Origin of the sequence: Mesorhizobium sp. M0001 (genome assembly GCF_040324255.1) — a bacterium.
In the GTDB taxonomy this organism is placed as follows: Bacteria; Pseudomonadota; Alphaproteobacteria; order Rhizobiales; family Rhizobiaceae; genus Mesorhizobium.
In genome coordinates this window covers 572,635-588,308 of the sequence record NZ_JAMYVS010000001.1, presented here as the reverse complement: position 1 = coordinate 588,308, position 15,674 = coordinate 572,635, and the positions used below count along the sequence as shown (strand labels likewise).

Below are 15,674 nucleotides of genomic sequence, written 5' to 3'. Positions count from 1 at the left end.
TTCTAATATGGCCGGTTTGCCGACCACGGCACGCGTGGTGATCATCGGAGGCGGTGTCGTCGGCACCTCCTCGCTCTACCACCTTTGCAAGGCGGGCTGGACCGATTGCGTGCTGCTTGAAAAGAACGAGCTGACATCGGGCTCAACCTGGCATGCCGCCGGCAACGTGCCGACCTTCTCGTCGTCCTGGTCGCTGATGAACATGCAGCGCTATTCGACCGAGCTTTATCGCGGTCTCGCCGACGCGGTCGACTATCCCATGAACTACCACGTTACCGGCTCGCTCCGCCTCGCCCACACCAAGGAGCGCATGCAGGAGTTCCAGCGCGCCAAGGGCATGGGCCGCTACCAGGGCATGGACATCGCCATTGTCGGCCCTGATGAGATCAAGCGCCGCTATCCCTTCATCGAGACGCATGGCCTCAAAGGTGCGCTCTACGATCCAAACGACGGCGACATCGACCCCGCGCAGCTGACGCAGGCACTGGCCAAGGGTGCGCGCGACATAGGCGCCAGGATCGTCCGCTTCTGTCCGGTGTCAGGTGTGCGCCGCGAGAACGACGAATGGGTTGTCGAGACGCCGCAAGGCGAGATCCGTTGCGAGATCGTCGTCAACGCCGCCGGCTACCGAGCCGCGGAAGTCGGCAAAATGTTCGGCCGCGACGTCCCGATGATGGTGATGAGCCATCAGTACATTTTGTTCGAGGAAATCCCCGAACTGGTGGCCTGGTCGAAGGAGCAGGGCAAGAAGCTGCCGCTGCTGCGCGACGTCGACACCTCCTACTATCTGCGCCAGGAAAAGAACGGCATGAATCTCGGTCCCTATGAGCGCAATTGCCGCGCGCATTGGGCAACCCACAACGACCCGATGCCGGAGGACTTTTCCTTCCAGCTCTTCCCCGACGATCTCGACCGTCTCGAGCACTACCTTGCCGATGCCGTAGCCCGCGTGCCGATTCTCGGCACTGCCGGCCTGTCCAAGGTGATCAACGGGCCGATCCCTTACGCGCCGGACGGCAATCCGCTGATCGGTCCGATGCCCGGCGTTCCCAACGCGTTCGAGGCCTGTGTCTTCACCTTCGGCATCGCCCAGGGCGGCGGCGCCGGCAAGGTGCTGGCCGAATGGGTGACGCAGGGCCAGACCGAATGGGACATGTGGTCTTGCGATCCGCGCCGTTTCACCAGCTTTGCGGCCGCCCCCGACTATAGCGTCGCCAAGGGCATGGAGATCTACGGCAACGAATACGCCATCCAGTTCCCGCGCCATGCCTGGCCGGCCGGGCGCGACCGCAAGCTGTCGCCGATCCACGATCGCATCAAGGCGCTCGGCGCCCAGTTCGACGCCTATAATGGCTGGGAGCGTGCCACCTGGTATGCGCAACCCGGTGACGACACGTCGGAAGAAGCAACACTCACCTTCCGCCGCGACGGGCCGTGGCAGCACCGCGTGCGCGAAGAATGCCTGGCGGTGCGCGACGCCGCCGGCATTCTGGACCTGCCCGGCTTCTCGCGCTTCAACCTCGAAGGTCCTGGCGCAGCCGAATGGCTGGCGCTGCAGGTCACCGGCCTGGTGCCCAAGCCCGGCCGCATCGGCCTCGCCTATTTCGCCGACGACAAGGGCCGCATCGTCACCGAGATGTCGGTGGTGCGCCATGGCGAAGAGCAGATGACGCTGATCACCGCGGCGGTAGCGCAGTGGCACGATTTCGAATGGCTGAAGTCGCGCCTGCCGAAGGACGCGGCTTTCACCCTCACTGACAGAACCGAAGACTATTCGACGCAAATCCTCGCCGGCCCCAGTTCGCGCAAGATCCTGGCCGAGGTCTGTGGCGCGGATCTCTCGCTGCCCTGGCTGACGCATCAGGAAACCACCATCGCCGGCCGCTGGGCGAAGCTGGTGCGGGTATCCTTCGCCGGCGAACTCGGCTGGGAAATCCACACCAAGGTGGGAGACACCGCCGCCATCTTCGACGACGTCTGGACGGCGGGACAAAAACACGGTCTGAAACCGTTCGGCATGTACGCGCTGGATTCGCTGCGCCTCGAAAAGGGCTACCGGACCTGGAAGGGCGACCTGTCGACCGACTATACGGTCCTGCAGGGCGGGCTCGAGCGCTTCGTCAAATGGGACAAGCCCGACTTCCGCGGCAAGGCAGCCCTGCAGAACGAAAAGCAGCAAGGCGTGAAGAAGCGCTTCGTCACGCTGGTGGTCGAAAACCCAGGCGATTGCGACGCGCCGTCCGTGTCGACGCTCTGGCATGACGGCAAGATCGTCGGCGAGACGACGTCCGGCGGATGGGGGCATCGCATCGACAAATCGATCGCGCTCGGCATGCTGCGCGCCGACCTGGCTGAACCCGATACCGCGATCGAGATTGAAATTTTTGGCGATCGTTTCAGGGCGGTCGTGCAGAAAGACGAGCCGCTGTGGGATCCGAAAAACGAAAGACTGAGAGCATGAAGAAAGTCATTCTCACCGATGGCGGCATGGGCCAGGAACTGGTCCGCCGCAGCAGCTCCGAGCCGACGCCGCTCTGGTCGGCCAGGGTGCTGATCGACGAGCCGGATCTGGTGCGTGGCCTGCATGCCGAATTCATCCGGGCCGGCGCTCGCGTCATCACCATCAACACCTATTCGGCAACGCCGGAGCGGCTCGCGCGGGAAGGAGCAGAAGATCTCTTCAAGCCCTTGCAGAAGCGCGGCATCGAATTGGCAAGACAGGCACGCGACGAGGCAGGCGATGCAGCGATCGCCGGCTGCCTGTCACCGCTGTTCGGCAGCTATGCGCCGGCGCTGGCCATATCGTTCCAGGAGACGCTGGACATCTATCGCCGCATCGTCGCCGAGCAGGCCGATGGCGTCGACCTGTTCCTGTGCGAGACCATGGCCTCAGCCGAGGAAGGCCGTGCGGCCGTTACCGCTGCGTCGGAAAGCGGCAAACCTGTCTGGGTGTCTTGGACTCTCGCCGATCACGGCGCGCCGCGGCTGCGCAGCGGCGAAACAATAGCGGCAGCGGCGGACGCCCTCGACGGCCTGACGGTTGCAGCGCGCCTGGTGAATTGCTGCCGGCCAGAAGCTATCGCCGCGGCACTGCCCGAATTGATTGCTCTCGGCGGCCCGGTCGGCGCCTATGCCAATGGCTTCACCTCTGTCGAAGCGCTCAAGCATGGCGGAACGGTCGAAGTGCTGCACGCACGCCACGACCTTGATCCGGATGCCTATGCCGACCAGGCGCTCGGCTGGGTCGCCGCTGGCGCCACCATCGTCGGCGGCTGCTGCGAAGTCGGCCCTGCCCACATCGCCGCCTTGCGCGACTGGCTCGAACAGGCCGGCCACGAAATCTCGGGAGTATCCTGATGCCCAGACCGTCATCGCGCATTTCCGGCATCGTGCCTTCGGGCAAGGATGGCTGGGAGGTCCACACCGAGGCATGGGCCCGCAAGGAGGCGGGCCAGGACATCATCATGCTGTCGGTCGGCGACCATGATTTCGATACGCCGAGCCAGACCATCGAAGCCTGCGTGACGGCGGTTCGCGGCAGCAACCACCACTACACCCCGCTTCCCGGCGTTCCGCGCCTGCGCAGGGCGATGGCGGCGGCCTCGACCGCCTGCACCGGGGTCGAGACGAGCCCCGACCAGGTGATCGCCACGCCGGGCGGTCAGGCCGCCCTTTACGCGGCGGTGCAGGCCGTTCTCGACCAGGGCGACCACGCTATCGTGGTGGCGCCCTACTACGCGACTTATCCCAACACCTTCAGCGCCGCCGGCGCCAGCTTCACCGTCGTCGAGACGCCGGCCGGAGACGGTTTCCAGCCGCACGCCGAGATGATCCGCGCGGCGCTCAAGCCCAACACGCGCGCCATTTTGATCAACACGCCGAACAACCCGACCGGCGCCGTCTATTCGCGTGAGCGTCTGGAAGAGCTGGCCGAGATCTGCCGCGAGCACGATCTCTGGCTGCTGTCGGACGAGGTCTACTGGACGCTCGGCGGCGGCGAGCACATCTCGCCGCGCGGCCTGCCCGGCATGGCCGAGCGCACGCTGGTCATCAATTCGATGTCCAAGAGCCACGGCATGACCGGCTGGCGCATGGGCTGGCTGACCGGCCCGACGCAGATGATCACGCTGTTGACCAATCTCAATCTGGTGACGACCTACGGCCTGCCGGCCTTCATCTCGATCGCCTGCGCCGAGGCGCTGGAGAACCGCTATGGCGTGAAAGAGATCGCCGAACGCTATGCGGCGCGCCGCACCGTCCTGCTCGACGCCGTGCGCGGCATGAACAATATCAGCGTGCACGGCTCGGAGGGCGGCATGTATGTCATGCTCGACATCTCCGCCGTCGAGCCCGACGACGAGAAATTCGCCTGGGCCTTTCTCGACCAGGAGAGTGTCGGCGTCATGCCGGGTTCCAGCTTCGGCAAGGCCGCTGCCGGCCACATCCGCATCAGCCTCTGCCAACCGGAACCGGTGCTTCAGGAAGCCGCAAAACGCCTGCGCCGCTTCGCATCCGGCTATCGCCGCGAGGCCGCATGACCAGAAGCATTCCCACCAAGGCCCGCGCGGTTATTATCGGCGGCGGTGTCTCCGGCTGTTCGGTCGCCTACCACCTGGCCAAGCTCGGCTGGACCGACATCGTGCTGCTGGAACGCAAGCAGCTGACCTCGGGTACGACCTGGCACGCCGCCGGCCTGATCGGCCAGCTGCGCGGCTCGCAGAACATGACGCGGCTGGCTAAATATTCGGCCGACCTCTACGTCAAGCTGGAAGCCGAAACGGAAGTCGGCACCGGCATGCGCCAGGTCGGCTCGATCACCGTGGCGCTGACCGAGGAGCGCAAGCACGAGATTTACCGGCAGGCCTCGCTCGCCCGCGCCTTCGATGTCGATGTGCGCGAGATTTCGCCTGGTGAAGTCAAGGAGATGTACCCGCATCTCAACGTGTCCGACGTGGTCGGCGCCGTGCATCTGCCGCTCGACGGCCAGTGCGATCCCGCCAACATCGCCATGGCGCTGGCCAAGGGCGCCCGCCAGCGTGGCGCCACAGTCGTCGAGAATGTGAAGGTCACCAAGGTCCACACCAAGGCCGGTCGCGTCACCGGCGTGTCGTGGGCGCAAGGCGACGACCAGGGCACGATCGAGGCCGACATCGTCGTCAACTGCGCCGGCATGTGGGCGCGCGAACTCGGCGCCCAGAACGGCGTCACCATCCCGCTGCATGCCTGCGAGCATTTTTATCTCGTCACCGAGCCGATCCCCGGCCTTGGCCGGCTGCCGGTGCTGCGCGTGCCGGATGAGTGCGCCTACTACAAGGAAGACGCCGGCAAGATGATGCTCGGCGCCTTCGAGCCGGTGGCCAAGCCCTGGGGCATGGACGGCATAAGCGAGGATTTCTGCTTCGACCAGTTGCCGGAGGACATGGAGCATTTCGAGCCGATCCTCGAAATGGGCGTCAACCGCATGCCGATGCTGGCAACCGCCGGCATTCACACCTTCTTCAACGGCCCCGAAAGCTTTACCCCCGACGACCGCTACTATCTCGGCGAGGCCCCGGAACTCCGTGGCTACTGGATGGCGACCGGCTACAATTCCATCGGCATCGTCTCGTCCGGCGGCGCCGGCATGGCGCTGGCGCAGTGGATCAATGACGGCGAAGCGCCCTTCGACCTCTGGGAAGTCGACATCCGCCGCGCCCAGCCATTCCAGAAGAACCGTAGGTATCTCAAGGAGCGTGTCTCCGAAACACTCGGCCTGCTCTATGCCGACCATTTCCCCTACCGGCAGATGGCAACGTCCAGGAATGTCAGGCGCTCGCCCCTGCACGAACAGCTGAAGGCGCGCGGCGCCGTGTTCGGCGAAGTCGCCGGCTGGGAGCGCGCCAACTGGTTCGCCCGCGAGGGACAGGAGCGCGAATATCGCTATTCCTGGAAGCGGCAGAACTGGTTCGACAACCAGCGCGAGGAACATCTGGCGGTCCGCAACAAGGTCGCCCTGTTCGACATGACCTCGTTCGGCAAGATCCGTGTCGAAGGCCGCGACGCCTGCGCCTTCCTGCAAAGGCTCTGCGCCAACGATATGGATGGGGCGCCCGGCAAGATCGTCTACACCCAGATGCTCAACCAGCGCGGCGGTATCGAGAGCGATCTGACGGTATCGCGGCTATCTGAGACCGCCTACTTCCTCGTCGTGCCGGGCGCGACGTTGCAACGCGATCTCGCCTGGCTGCGGCGGCATGTCGGCGAGGAATTCGTTGTCATCACCGATGTGACGGCGGCAGAAAGCGTGCTCTGCCTGATGGGTCCGGATGCGCGAAAGCTGATCCAGAAAGTCAGCCCTAACGATTTCTCCAACGACAACAATCCATTCGGCACCTTCCAGGAGATCGAGATCGGCATGGGCCTCGCCCGTGCCCACCGCGTCACCTATGTCGGCGAACTCGGCTGGGAACTTTATGTCTCGACCGACCAGGCAGCTCATGTCTTCGAGGCGATCGACGAGGCCGGCGGCGATGTCGGCCTGAAACTTTGCGGCCTGCATACGCTGGATTCCTGCCGCATCGAAAAGGCGTTTCGGCATTTCGGCCACGACATCACCGACGAGGACAATGTGCTGGAGGCCGGCCTCGGCTTTGCGGTCAAAACCGCCAAGGGCGAGTTCATCGGCCGCGATGCGGTGCTGAAGAAAAAAGAAGCCGGCCTGTCGCGCCGGCTGGTGCAGTTCCGGCTGAAGGACCCGCAGCCTCTGCTCTTCCACAACGAGGCGATCCTTCGCGACGGCAAGATCGTCGGCCCGATCACATCAGGCAACTACGGCCACCATCTCGGCGGCGCGATCGGGCTGGGCTATGTGCCCTGCCAGGGCGAGAGCGAGGCGGATGTGCTGGCCTCGTCCTATGAGATCGAGATCGCCGGCGAGCGCTTTCCGGCGGAAGCATCGCTGAAACCGATGTACGATCCCAAGGCGGAACGGACGAGGATGTAGCACCTTTTTACCCTCCCCTTGTGGGGAGGGTCGGCTCGCAGTCGGAGCGAAGCGGCGATTGCGAGACGGGGTGGGGGGGTGCGCCCTACGAGACCCCCCACCCCGCTTCGGAAAAGCCGCCTTGCGGCATTTGCTGCGCGACCCTCCCCACAAGGGGGAGGGTGAAGAAGCTCAAAACCGCTCCAGCTTCGCCCGCACCTTCACCAGAAACGCCGCCCTCGTCCTTGGCGTGGAGGCGTCCATCAGGTAGTGCGCCAGGAAAAACGTCCGGCAGCGGCGGGCGCACAGCGCGCGCATACCGCGCAGCAAGGTCTTGCGGCCGGGCTGGCCGACGACGACGCTCCACCAGGTCGGCGCGCCGCAGGTGGTGATGACGCCGACCCTGGTGACATGTGTCATCAGCGACGTGATGCGCCCCTTGCCCAGCTTGAAGGCGACACCGGTCGCCCAGACCCGGTCGAGCCAGCCCTTCAGCATGGCCGGCAGCCCGTACCACCAGGTCGGATAGATGAACAGGATCGCCTCAGCCCAGGCGAGATGCTCGAAATGCGGTTTTAGGGCCGGATCCTCCGGCGCCCGCTCATTGTAGGCGCGCCGCTCCTCGCTACCCATCACCGGGTCGAATTTTTCGGCATAGAGGTCGAGCAGCCGTACCTCCCAACCCCGCGCCTTCAGCACGTCGACGGCGGTATCTCTGATCGCGGCGCAAAAACTTTCGGGCACCGGATGGCAATAGACCACCAGCACGCGCATCAGAATTCATCCATCCCGGCCGCGACCTTGGCGATGAAGGCTGCCCGCGTCTCGTCGGTCGACAGGTTCATCGAATAATGAGCGAGGTAGGACACCGAGGCGCCGGGCCTGATCGTCGCGCGCAGCATCCGCTTGACCAATCTGCGTGGCGGATCGCCCATCAGCATGGCGCGGAAGCGGCTGCCGCCATAGGTGGTGACGGCGGTCAGCTTGCGGATGTTGTGGAGCGACGGCTGCGCCTTGCCGTCGGCCAATTTGAACGACACGCCGGGCAGAAACACGCGATCGAAATAACCCTTCAGGATGGCCGGAAAACCGTAGTTCCAGACGGGATATGACAGCACCAGCGCCTCAGCCCGCAGCAAACGCTCGACATGGGGCGCGGCCGGGTCCGCAGGGCTGCGTTGGTTATGATAATCCAGCCTCTCCCCGCGCGTCAGCCTGGGGTCGAAATCCTCGGCATAGAGATCGCAATCGTCGACCTCATGGCCGGCGGTCGTCAGCCGCTCGACGATCGTGCGGTGCAGGCCTGCATTGAAGCTGATCTCCACCGGGTGTGCGTAAAGGACGAGGACTTTCATGGGAAGGCATTGCCGGGGTCGGCGCGAGGCACCCCCCTCTGCCCTGCCGGGCATCTCCCCCTCAAGGGGGGAGATCGGACTGCCGCATCGCTTTCACTAATTGTCAGCGTGTCAGATTGGCTGCGGCGTTCAGGCTGCCAATCTCCCCCCTTGCGGGGGGTGAGAAGTGGTCGGCGAAGCCGATGGGAAGCCAATTGCTTGGCTTTCCAAACGACGAACGCCCGAAGCGGCAGCGTAGGGCCTGTGCCGGCAGGACAGAGGGGGGTGCTCAAGCTCAAACCTCTGCTCATTCTGCTTTCTGCAAACCCTTGAACAAAAAAGTCCGGCCCGAGCGATAGTCGTAATCCGGATTTTCCCAGGCGATCATCTTGCCGGGATTGAGCAGGCCTTGCGGATCGGTCTCGCGCTTGAAGGCGAGCTGGATTTCATCCGTCTGCTTCATGCCGCCCTCTTCCAGCGTGTAGCGGTGCGGGTTGAAGATCGGGCAGCCATTCTCCTCATGCAGCCGGATGATTTCGTTGAGCCGCGCCTCGGTGGTGAATTTCACCAGCGGCAGGCCGAAGCAGGTGATGTTGCCGTCGAGGCGCACGAATTCGAGATGCGAAAAGACCTCGTTCGGAAACATCGCGTCCATCTTCTCCACCAGCGCCAGCTGGTTGGGAAACGGATAGAGCGATTGCAGATAGGTGATCGCGGGATCGACCCGCAGTGCCCTGAGCGTGGTGTGGTTCCACGCCAGTTCGAAGCCCGGCGGCAGGCCCTTTTTCTCTTCGTCCGTTGCCGTCGCCGCATTGAAGATGACTTCGCCGCCGGCGCGGCGGGTGAAGGCGAGGAACGCGTCTAGCCCATGCCGGGCAACCATGACGACGCAGATGCTTTGCCCGTCCCGGAAGAACTTCTGGTGGCGCTTGAAATAGAGCTGCGGCACGGGCGCGGCGATCGGCGTGATCAGCTTGGTCAGGATGCCGTCCTGGCGTGCCAGCGCATTGCCGTAGCGGGCTGCCGGCATGAAAGCGTCGAAGCCGACGATCACGTCGATCCATTCATAGGCTGCAGTCAGCGGCATCTCGACCTCGGTGATGATGCCGTTGGTGCCATAGGCGTGGGTGACCTTGTGCAGGTCCTCGCCGGTGAGTTCGAGCGCCTTCGGCTCCGCCTCCATAGTGACGACGCGCAGGCGCAGCACATTGCCGAAATCACGCAGACCGCCGAAATTGATCGAGCCAACGCCGCCCGAGCCGCCGGCGATGAAGCCGCCGATCGAGGCGGTGTTGTAGGTCGACGGCGACAGCCGCAGTTCCTGCCCGGAATGCGCGCGCGTCGCTCTGTCGATGTCGGCGAGGATCGCGCCCGGCCCGGTGACGACGCGGCCCGGCGCTATGGCCTTGATCTCGTTCATCTCGGCAAGGTTCAAAACCACGCCGCCCGACAGCGGCATCGCCTGGCCGTAATTACCGGTGCCGCTGCCGCGCGGCGTCACCGGAACGCCATGACGGTGGCAAGCGGCAAGCACGCGGATCAGGTCGGCCTCGTTCCTGGGCGTCACGATCAGGTCGCCGGTGACGTGGTCGAGCTGCTGCTTCAGCACCGGGCTGTACCAGTAGAAGTCGCGGCTCTTCTGCTGGACGATGGCCGGATTGTCGTCGAGCTTTATCCCGTCGAGATCGCGTTTGAGCGCCGAAACATCCATCATTCCACCATCAGTCCGTCGAGCTCGGCGTAATCGGGCAATTGTCTGTCGATCGCTCGTCCCGCGCGCACGACGATGCGATCCGATTCGGGCCGCGAGAGCAATTCCGTCCAGCTCCGCCCTTTGAAGACGATGAAATCGGCGCTGCCACCGGCTGCCAGTGTCCCGACACCGTCGAGCCGCATCACCTTGGCCGGCGTCGCCGCCACCGTCTGCGGCCAGTCGCCGACCGGATGGTCGAAATGCAGGATGCGCGTCGCCATGCGGTAGACCTCCAGCATGTCGAGATCGCCATAGGCATAGAAAGGATCGCGGGTGTTGTCGGAGGCGACCGCGACCGCAATGCCCCTCGCCTTCATCTCGTGCAGCAAGGTCACGCCGCGCCAGCGTGGCGTGGTCTGGTCGGCGCGCCGGTCCTGCAGATAGAGATTGCACATCGGCAGCGACACCACGGCAAGTTTGGCCTTGGCGACCTTGTCCAGCGTGTCGAGCACGTCGAGGTCCGGCTGGCGCGCCAGCGAGCAGCAATGTCCCACCAGGATGTTGCCCTCAAAACCGTTCCAGAGTGCGGCCTCGGCAATCTTCTTCAGCGAGATCGCCGCGATATCGTCGGTCTCGTCGGCGTGGAAATCGAGATCGAGCCCGTGCTTGTTCGCCTCGGCGAACACCTTGTCGAGAAGCTCTTCGAGATCCGGCACCATATAGGTGACGACGCCGAGCACGCCCTTGGCCGCAGCCACACGCTTGGCCAGCCTCTCGAACCACTTTCTGTCGCGCACGCCTTCGATGCCGAGCAGGCAGGCTGCCTGCAATTCGATGCGGCCGCGCCATTTCTCCCGCATCGCCTCGAACACCGGCCAGGAGATTTCCTCCTGTGGCGGCACGCTGTCGAGATGAGTGCGCAAGGCCTTGGTGCCGTGCGCGTAGGCCGAGCGCAAAGAGAAATCCATGCGCCGCGCCACGTCCTCGGCGCTCCAGCGCGCTGCACGGTCGGCGCTGGTGGCATTGAGCGCGCCCATGAAACTGCCGTCGGGATTGGGTTTGCGCGGCCAGATCTGGCCCTTGTCGATATGGGTGTGGCAGTCGACGAAGCACGGCAGGATGATGCGGCCGGCAAGGTCGATGGCGGTGGCTGGCGCTTTTGATTTCTTGTGCGCGGCGATGCTGGAGAGCTTACCGTCGGCGACGGCGATGTCGGCCAGCGCGAAACCGTCGGTGTCGTAAGTGGGGGCAAGACCTGATGTCAGCGACCGGTGAAGGCGGACGTTGGTGAGATGGTACGAGCCAGAGGTCGGTATCAAGGACCGCCCCCCTCTGCCCTGCCGGGCATCTCCCCCTCAAGGGGGGAGATTGGCAGCTTTTCCGACAGCACCCGTCTTCCAACGTCGATAATTGGCGAAATCCCGGATGACGTCCAATCTCCCCCCTTGAGGGGGAGATGGCCGGCAGGCCAGAGGGGGGTGTTTCGCGCCAGCATCTCAATCACGTCACCCAACCCCCTACCGCTCCTGCTTCAGCGCGCTCTCGTGCCAGCGGCGCAGGATGAGATGCGACACCAGCGACAGCACCAGGAAGATCAATATGCCGGTGAGCGAGATCAGGATCAGCGCCGCGAACAGCCTTGGCGCGTTGAGGCGGTAGCCGGCCTCGATGATGCGCGACGCCAGCCCCGACGACTGCCCCTGCGCGCCGGCGACGAACTCGGCCACCACGGCGCCGATCAGCGACAGGCCGCCGGCTATCTTCAAGCCTCCTAGAAAATACGGCATGGCCGCCGGCAGTCTGAGATAGCGCAATTGCTGCCAGCGCGTCGCGCCGTTGAGCTTGAACATGTCGCGCAGATTGCGGTCGACCGAATTGAGGCCGAGCGTGGTGTTGGACAGGATCGGGAAGAACGCAACGATCCAGGCGCAAAGCAAAAGCTTCACCGTCTGGTTGTCCACATAGATGTTGATGAGCGGGAAGACCGCCACGATCGGCGTTACCTGCAGCACGATGGCGAAGGGAAAGAACGACATCTCCACCCATTTCGATTGCGCAAACAGCACCGCCAGTCCGACGCCGCCGACGACCGCGAGCAGCAGGCTGAGAAAGGTTATGCGCAACGTGACCAGCAGCGCGGAGAACAGGAGCCCGGCATCGCTATAGAGCGTCCACAGCACCACGCCGGGGCGCGGCAGAATATATTGCGGGATCGCGTTCCACACGCAAATGCGGTCCCACAGCCAGATCGCCAGGATCATGATCGCCAAAGGCAAGACCCACCGGCCGATCCGCTCCAGCCGCTCCTGGCGTACGCGGCCGGCCTCTTCCGCGTCGAGCGTTGCGGCATTCTGATCAATGGCCGTCATGGTGCGGTCCGGCTGATGTGTTGATGGCGTTGACCAGGATGTCCGAGGCCTGGCGGCAGAGCGCGGCATAGTCGGGCGAGGTGCGAAACACCTCGTCGCGTGGATAGGCGGCGTCGATGGCAAGCTCGGCATGGACGCGGCCCGGCCGCGCCGCCATGACGACGACGCGGTTGGACAGGAACACGCTTTCGAAGACGCTGTGGGTGACGAAGACGACGGTGAAGCGCTCGTCCTGCCACAGCTCCAGAAGATCGTTGTTGAGCTTGAAGCGGGTGATCTCGTCGAGTGCGGCGAACGGCTCGTCCATCAACAGAATGCGCGGCTTCGTCACCATGGCGCGTGCGATCGAGACGCGCATCTTCATCCCGCCGGAAAGCTCGCGCGGCACGGCGTTTTCGAAACCGGTCAGGTGCACCCGCTCCAGCATCTCCGTCACCGCCGGCGCCGCCTTGGCGCGCGACGCGCCTTTCAGCCTGAGCGGCAGCCAGACATTGTCGAAGACATTGGCCCAGGGCAGCAGCGTCGGTTCCTGGAAGACGAAGCCGATATTGGCGCGGTCGATCGAACCGCCCCAGTCGAGTTGACCGGATGTCGGCGTCGACAGGCCCGCGATCAGCCTCAACGCCGTCGACTTGCCGCAGCCGGACGGCCCGAGCAGGCTGACAAAATCGCCCTCGCGGATGGCGAGATCGACGTCGCTCAATGCAGTCACGCCATTGGAAAACACCTTGCCGACATGGCGCAGCGTCAGCAGCATCGGGCCTTCACCCGATGCCGTCATGGGCGCCTGCGCCATCTTTTCCAGCTTCACGATTACTTCTTCAGCTCGATTCCGACACCTTTGTTGATGAAGGCCAGCGTATAGGCCTTCTTGATATCGATGCCCTCGGGCGTGACCTTGGCCTTGACCATCTTGTCATAAAAGCTCTTGATCCGGTCTTCGTTCATGGCGCCGATGCCGAGCTTTTCGGTGTCGCCGGAATCGGCCAGGCCGAACTTCTTCATCTGCTCGATCGAGAAGGCAATCTGCTCGTCGCTCATGTCGGGATTGTCTTTCTTGATCATCTCGTTGGCGGCCTTGTTGTCGCCGTAGAGGTAGTTGTACCAGCCCTTGGCCGAGCCATCGACGAAGCACTGGACCACCTCCGGCCGCTTGTCGATCGTGTCCTGCATCACCTCGATCGTCGTCGAATAGGTGTCCCAGCCATAGTCGGCGAGCAGGAACTGGTTGGGCACGAAGCCGCCTTCCTTCTTGACCGCAAAAGGCTCCGAGGTGACGTAACCCTGCTGGATCGACTTCTTGTTGGCCAGGAATGGAGCGGTGTTGTAGGTGTAGGGCACGCGCTTGGCGGCATCGAAACCGAGTTCGATGACCATCCACTGGAAGAAGGTCTGGACGCCCTCGTCGCCGAGAATGTACTGGTCGGCGTTCTTCAAATCCTCCCACTTGTCCAGCCCCTGCCCCGGGTGGGACATGATGACTTGAGGGTCCTTCTGGAAATCGGCGGCGACGACGCGCATCGGGATGCCCTGCTGGACGGCGTCGAAGGCCGACAGCAGATTGCCGCCCATGTAGAAATCGAGCTTGCCGGCCAGCAGCAGCGGCCGCCCGCTGACCTGCGGACCTCCCTGCGAAATCGTCACGTCGAGGCCACATGCAGCGTAGGTGCCGTCGGCGACGGCCTGGTAGTAGCCGCCATGCTCGGGCTCGGCCAGCCAGTTGGTGCCGAAGGTGACCTTCTCGTTTGCTGCCGCGCCGAACGTGCCGGCTCCAAGCAGCGCGACCGCAAGCGCTGAAATCTTCTGTTTTCCGTACATCGACACCACCCTTTGTTGGCTCCGGAGCGTCACGCGCCGGGCTCGACACCATTGATCCAAGAAGCAAGACACATGCCACCGCTCGGGCCGCCTGCTTGCGCGGCAGTCACTGCCAACACCGGACGGGTCATGCTGTGCGGGAGGCATCGTGCCTATTTTTTGGACGCCTGTCCACAATCGCCCTTGTGCCATGCACCACATCTTGAACGTACTATCGGTCACGTCTTAGGCTGGTCTCGCAGACAGGAGATTGCCATGTTCAGATACCTCGCGCCGAAGTCGATCAAGCCGCCTTTCGCCCGCTATAGCCACGGGGTCGAGGTGCCGCCAGGCAAGCGGCTGGTTCTGTGCTCCGGCCAGGTCGCCATCACGGCGGACGACCAGATCCCCGAGGATGCCGGCGCGCAGGCCGAGCTCTGCTTTCAAAACATAGCGGCGATTCTGGCTGAAGCCGGGCTGGGGCTAGGCGACATCGTGCGCATAAACGCCTACGTCACCGACCGCGCCTTTCTGCGGCCCTATATGGACGTCCGCGACCGCTTGTTTGCCAGCCCCGCGCCCGCCTCGACGCTGATGATCGTGTCAGGCTTTGCGCGGCCGGAGTTCAAGGTCGAGGTCGAGGCGATTGCGGCTGGGTGATCGACAGGCGACGTTTGGCGCGCTAGGTCTCCCTCACAGTCAAGAGGCATGACATGACCGTTGCAAACAGACGCGTGTGGTGGGGCGACTACCGGACCACCGAATACGCCGCGATCGATCCGGAGGCGACGATTGCCGTGCTGCCGGTGGCGGCGATCGAGCAGCACGGCCCGCATCTGCCTGTATCAACCGACACCTCGATCATGAACGGCATGCTGGAGACGGTCATCGCCCGCCTGCCCGGCGATCTCGACATCCGCATCCTGCCGGTCCAAACGGTCGGCAAGTCGAACGAGCATCTGCAGGCGCCGGGCACGCTCACCCTGCCGGCGGCCACCCTGGTCGATACCTGGACCGAGCTTGGCCTGTCCGTTGCCCGCGCAGGCGTAAGGAAACTGATCGTCGTCAACTCGCATGGCGGCAATGAAGAGATCATGGGCATCGTCACGCGCGAGCTGCGCGTGCGTGAGAGGATGCTGGCGGTGAAGACCAGCTGGCAGCGCTTCGGCCGCCCCGCCGGCATGTACACCGAGCTTGAGGACCGCCATGGCATCCATGGCGGCGACGTCGAGACCTCGTTGATGCTGCATTTTCGCCCGGAGTTAGTCGACATGGCCAAGGCCGACAATTTCGCCTCCAAGGTCGCCCGCGCCGAAACCGAATTTGCGCTGCTGCGCCACACCGGAACGCACGCTTTCGCCTGGATCGCTGGGGATCTCAACCCCAACGGCGTGGTCGGCGATGCCAGCATTGCCACGGCCGAGAAAGGCCGACTGACGGCGGAGCATCAGGCCGACGGCTTCATCACCCTGTTGAAGGATGTGCGCAAGGCGAAGCTTGCCGACTGGCTGGCATAGCGG

Annotated in this window: 13 protein-coding genes; 6 read left to right on the top strand and 7 right to left on the bottom strand. The window is 64.0% G+C overall.

Annotated elements, in window-relative coordinates:
- The first annotated feature begins 7 nt into the window (after positions 1–7).
- Genes NKK50_RS02800 through NKK50_RS02785 form a run of 4 tightly spaced genes read left to right on the top strand, consistent with a single transcriptional unit; the run spans position 8 to position 6,982 of the window.
- Positions 8–2,461, top strand: coding sequence for a GcvT family protein (locus NKK50_RS02800; RefSeq protein WP_352543080.1), 2,454 nt, complete (start codon positions 8–10; stop codon positions 2,459–2,461).
- The gene (locus NKK50_RS02795; RefSeq protein ID WP_023685239.1) at positions 2,458–3,357 is read left to right on the top strand and encodes a homocysteine S-methyltransferase family protein; all 900 of its coding nucleotides are present in this window, start codon (positions 2,458–2,460) and stop codon (positions 3,355–3,357) included. The genes NKK50_RS02800 and NKK50_RS02795 overlap by 4 nt, the downstream gene beginning before the upstream one ends.
- Complete coding sequence (locus NKK50_RS02790; protein WP_023710797.1) at positions 3,357–4,538, top strand: pyridoxal phosphate-dependent aminotransferase; 1,182 nt, start codon at positions 3,357–3,359, stop codon at positions 4,536–4,538. Before NKK50_RS02795 ends, NKK50_RS02790 begins: the two co-directional genes overlap by 1 nt.
- The gene (locus NKK50_RS02785; protein WP_352543079.1) at positions 4,535–6,982 is read left to right on the top strand and encodes a GcvT family protein; all 2,448 of its coding nucleotides are present in this window, start codon (positions 4,535–4,537) and stop codon (positions 6,980–6,982) included. Before NKK50_RS02790 ends, NKK50_RS02785 begins: the two co-directional genes overlap by 4 nt.
- A gap of 171 nt (positions 6,983–7,153) precedes the next feature.
- On the opposite strand, the gene NKK50_RS02780 is transcribed toward NKK50_RS02785, so the two are convergent.
- From NKK50_RS02780 to NKK50_RS02750, 7 genes are all read right to left on the bottom strand, one after another.
- Positions 7,154–7,735: an NAD(P)H-dependent oxidoreductase gene (locus tag NKK50_RS02780; RefSeq protein WP_023818027.1), complete on the bottom strand. Its 582-nt coding sequence runs from the start codon at positions 7,733–7,735 to the stop codon at positions 7,154–7,156.
- A complete protein-coding gene (locus NKK50_RS02775; RefSeq protein WP_352543078.1) occupies positions 7,735–8,316 on the bottom strand; it encodes an NAD(P)H-dependent oxidoreductase in 582 nt (193 codons plus the stop codon). The genes NKK50_RS02780 and NKK50_RS02775 overlap by 1 nt, the downstream gene beginning before the upstream one ends.
- Before the next feature lie 286 nt (positions 8,317–8,602).
- Complete coding sequence (locus tag NKK50_RS02770; RefSeq protein ID WP_352543147.1) at positions 8,603–10,006, bottom strand: FAD-binding oxidoreductase; 1,404 nt, start codon at positions 10,004–10,006, stop codon at positions 8,603–8,605.
- A complete protein-coding gene (locus tag NKK50_RS02765; RefSeq protein WP_352543077.1) occupies positions 10,006–11,307 on the bottom strand; it encodes a cytosine deaminase in 1,302 nt (433 codons plus the stop codon). The genes NKK50_RS02770 and NKK50_RS02765 overlap by 1 nt, the downstream gene beginning before the upstream one ends.
- Before the next feature lie 198 nt (positions 11,308–11,505).
- A complete protein-coding gene (locus NKK50_RS02760; RefSeq protein WP_023670772.1) occupies positions 11,506–12,357 on the bottom strand; it encodes an ABC transporter permease in 852 nt (283 codons plus the stop codon).
- Positions 12,344–13,168 (bottom strand): ABC transporter ATP-binding protein, encoded by an 825-nt coding sequence (locus NKK50_RS02755; RefSeq protein ID WP_352462786.1) that lies wholly within the window; start codon positions 13,166–13,168, stop codon positions 12,344–12,346. Before NKK50_RS02755 ends, NKK50_RS02760 begins: the two co-directional genes overlap by 14 nt.
- A gap of 2 nt (positions 13,169–13,170) precedes the next feature.
- Positions 13,171–14,175 (bottom strand): ABC transporter substrate-binding protein, encoded by a 1,005-nt coding sequence (locus NKK50_RS02750; protein ID WP_023670774.1) that lies wholly within the window; start codon positions 14,173–14,175, stop codon positions 13,171–13,173.
- A gap of 255 nt (positions 14,176–14,430) precedes the next feature.
- On the opposite strand from NKK50_RS02750, the gene NKK50_RS02745 reads away from it, so the two are divergent.
- Complete coding sequence (locus NKK50_RS02745) at positions 14,431–14,814, top strand: RidA family protein (protein WP_023670775.1); 384 nt, start codon at positions 14,431–14,433, stop codon at positions 14,812–14,814.
- Between the two features lie 53 nt (positions 14,815–14,867).
- The gene (locus NKK50_RS02740; RefSeq protein WP_023805479.1) at positions 14,868–15,671 is read left to right on the top strand and encodes a creatininase family protein; all 804 of its coding nucleotides are present in this window, start codon (positions 14,868–14,870) and stop codon (positions 15,669–15,671) included.
- Positions 15,672–15,674: the final 3 nt, after the last annotated feature.

Coding starts and splice junctions, on each gene's coding strand:
- NKK50_RS02775 (WP_352543078.1), bottom strand. CDS start 8,316: ATGAAAGTCCTCGTCCTTTACGCACACCCGGTGGAGATCAGCTTCAAT.
- NKK50_RS02785 (WP_352543079.1), top strand. CDS start 4,535: ATGACCAGAAGCATTCCCACCAAGGCCCGCGCGGTTATTATCGGCGGC.
- NKK50_RS02795 (WP_023685239.1), top strand. CDS start 2,458: ATGAAGAAAGTCATTCTCACCGATGGCGGCATGGGCCAGGAACTGGTC.
- NKK50_RS02770 (WP_352543147.1), bottom strand. CDS start 10,006: ATGGATGTTTCGGCGCTCAAACGCGATCTCGACGGGATAAAGCTCGAC.
- NKK50_RS02750 (WP_023670774.1), bottom strand. CDS start 14,175: ATGTACGGAAAACAGAAGATTTCAGCGCTTGCGGTCGCGCTGCTTGGA.
- NKK50_RS02760 (WP_023670772.1), bottom strand. CDS start 12,357: ATGACGGCCATTGATCAGAATGCCGCAACGCTCGACGCGGAAGAGGCC.
- NKK50_RS02790 (WP_023710797.1), top strand. CDS start 3,357: ATGCCCAGACCGTCATCGCGCATTTCCGGCATCGTGCCTTCGGGCAAG.
- NKK50_RS02780 (WP_023818027.1), bottom strand. CDS start 7,735: ATGCGCGTGCTGGTGGTCTATTGCCATCCGGTGCCCGAAAGTTTTTGC.
- NKK50_RS02745 (WP_023670775.1), top strand. CDS start 14,431: ATGTTCAGATACCTCGCGCCGAAGTCGATCAAGCCGCCTTTCGCCCGC.
- NKK50_RS02740 (WP_023805479.1), top strand. CDS start 14,868: ATGACCGTTGCAAACAGACGCGTGTGGTGGGGCGACTACCGGACCACC.
- NKK50_RS02800 (WP_352543080.1), top strand. CDS start 8: ATGGCCGGTTTGCCGACCACGGCACGCGTGGTGATCATCGGAGGCGGT.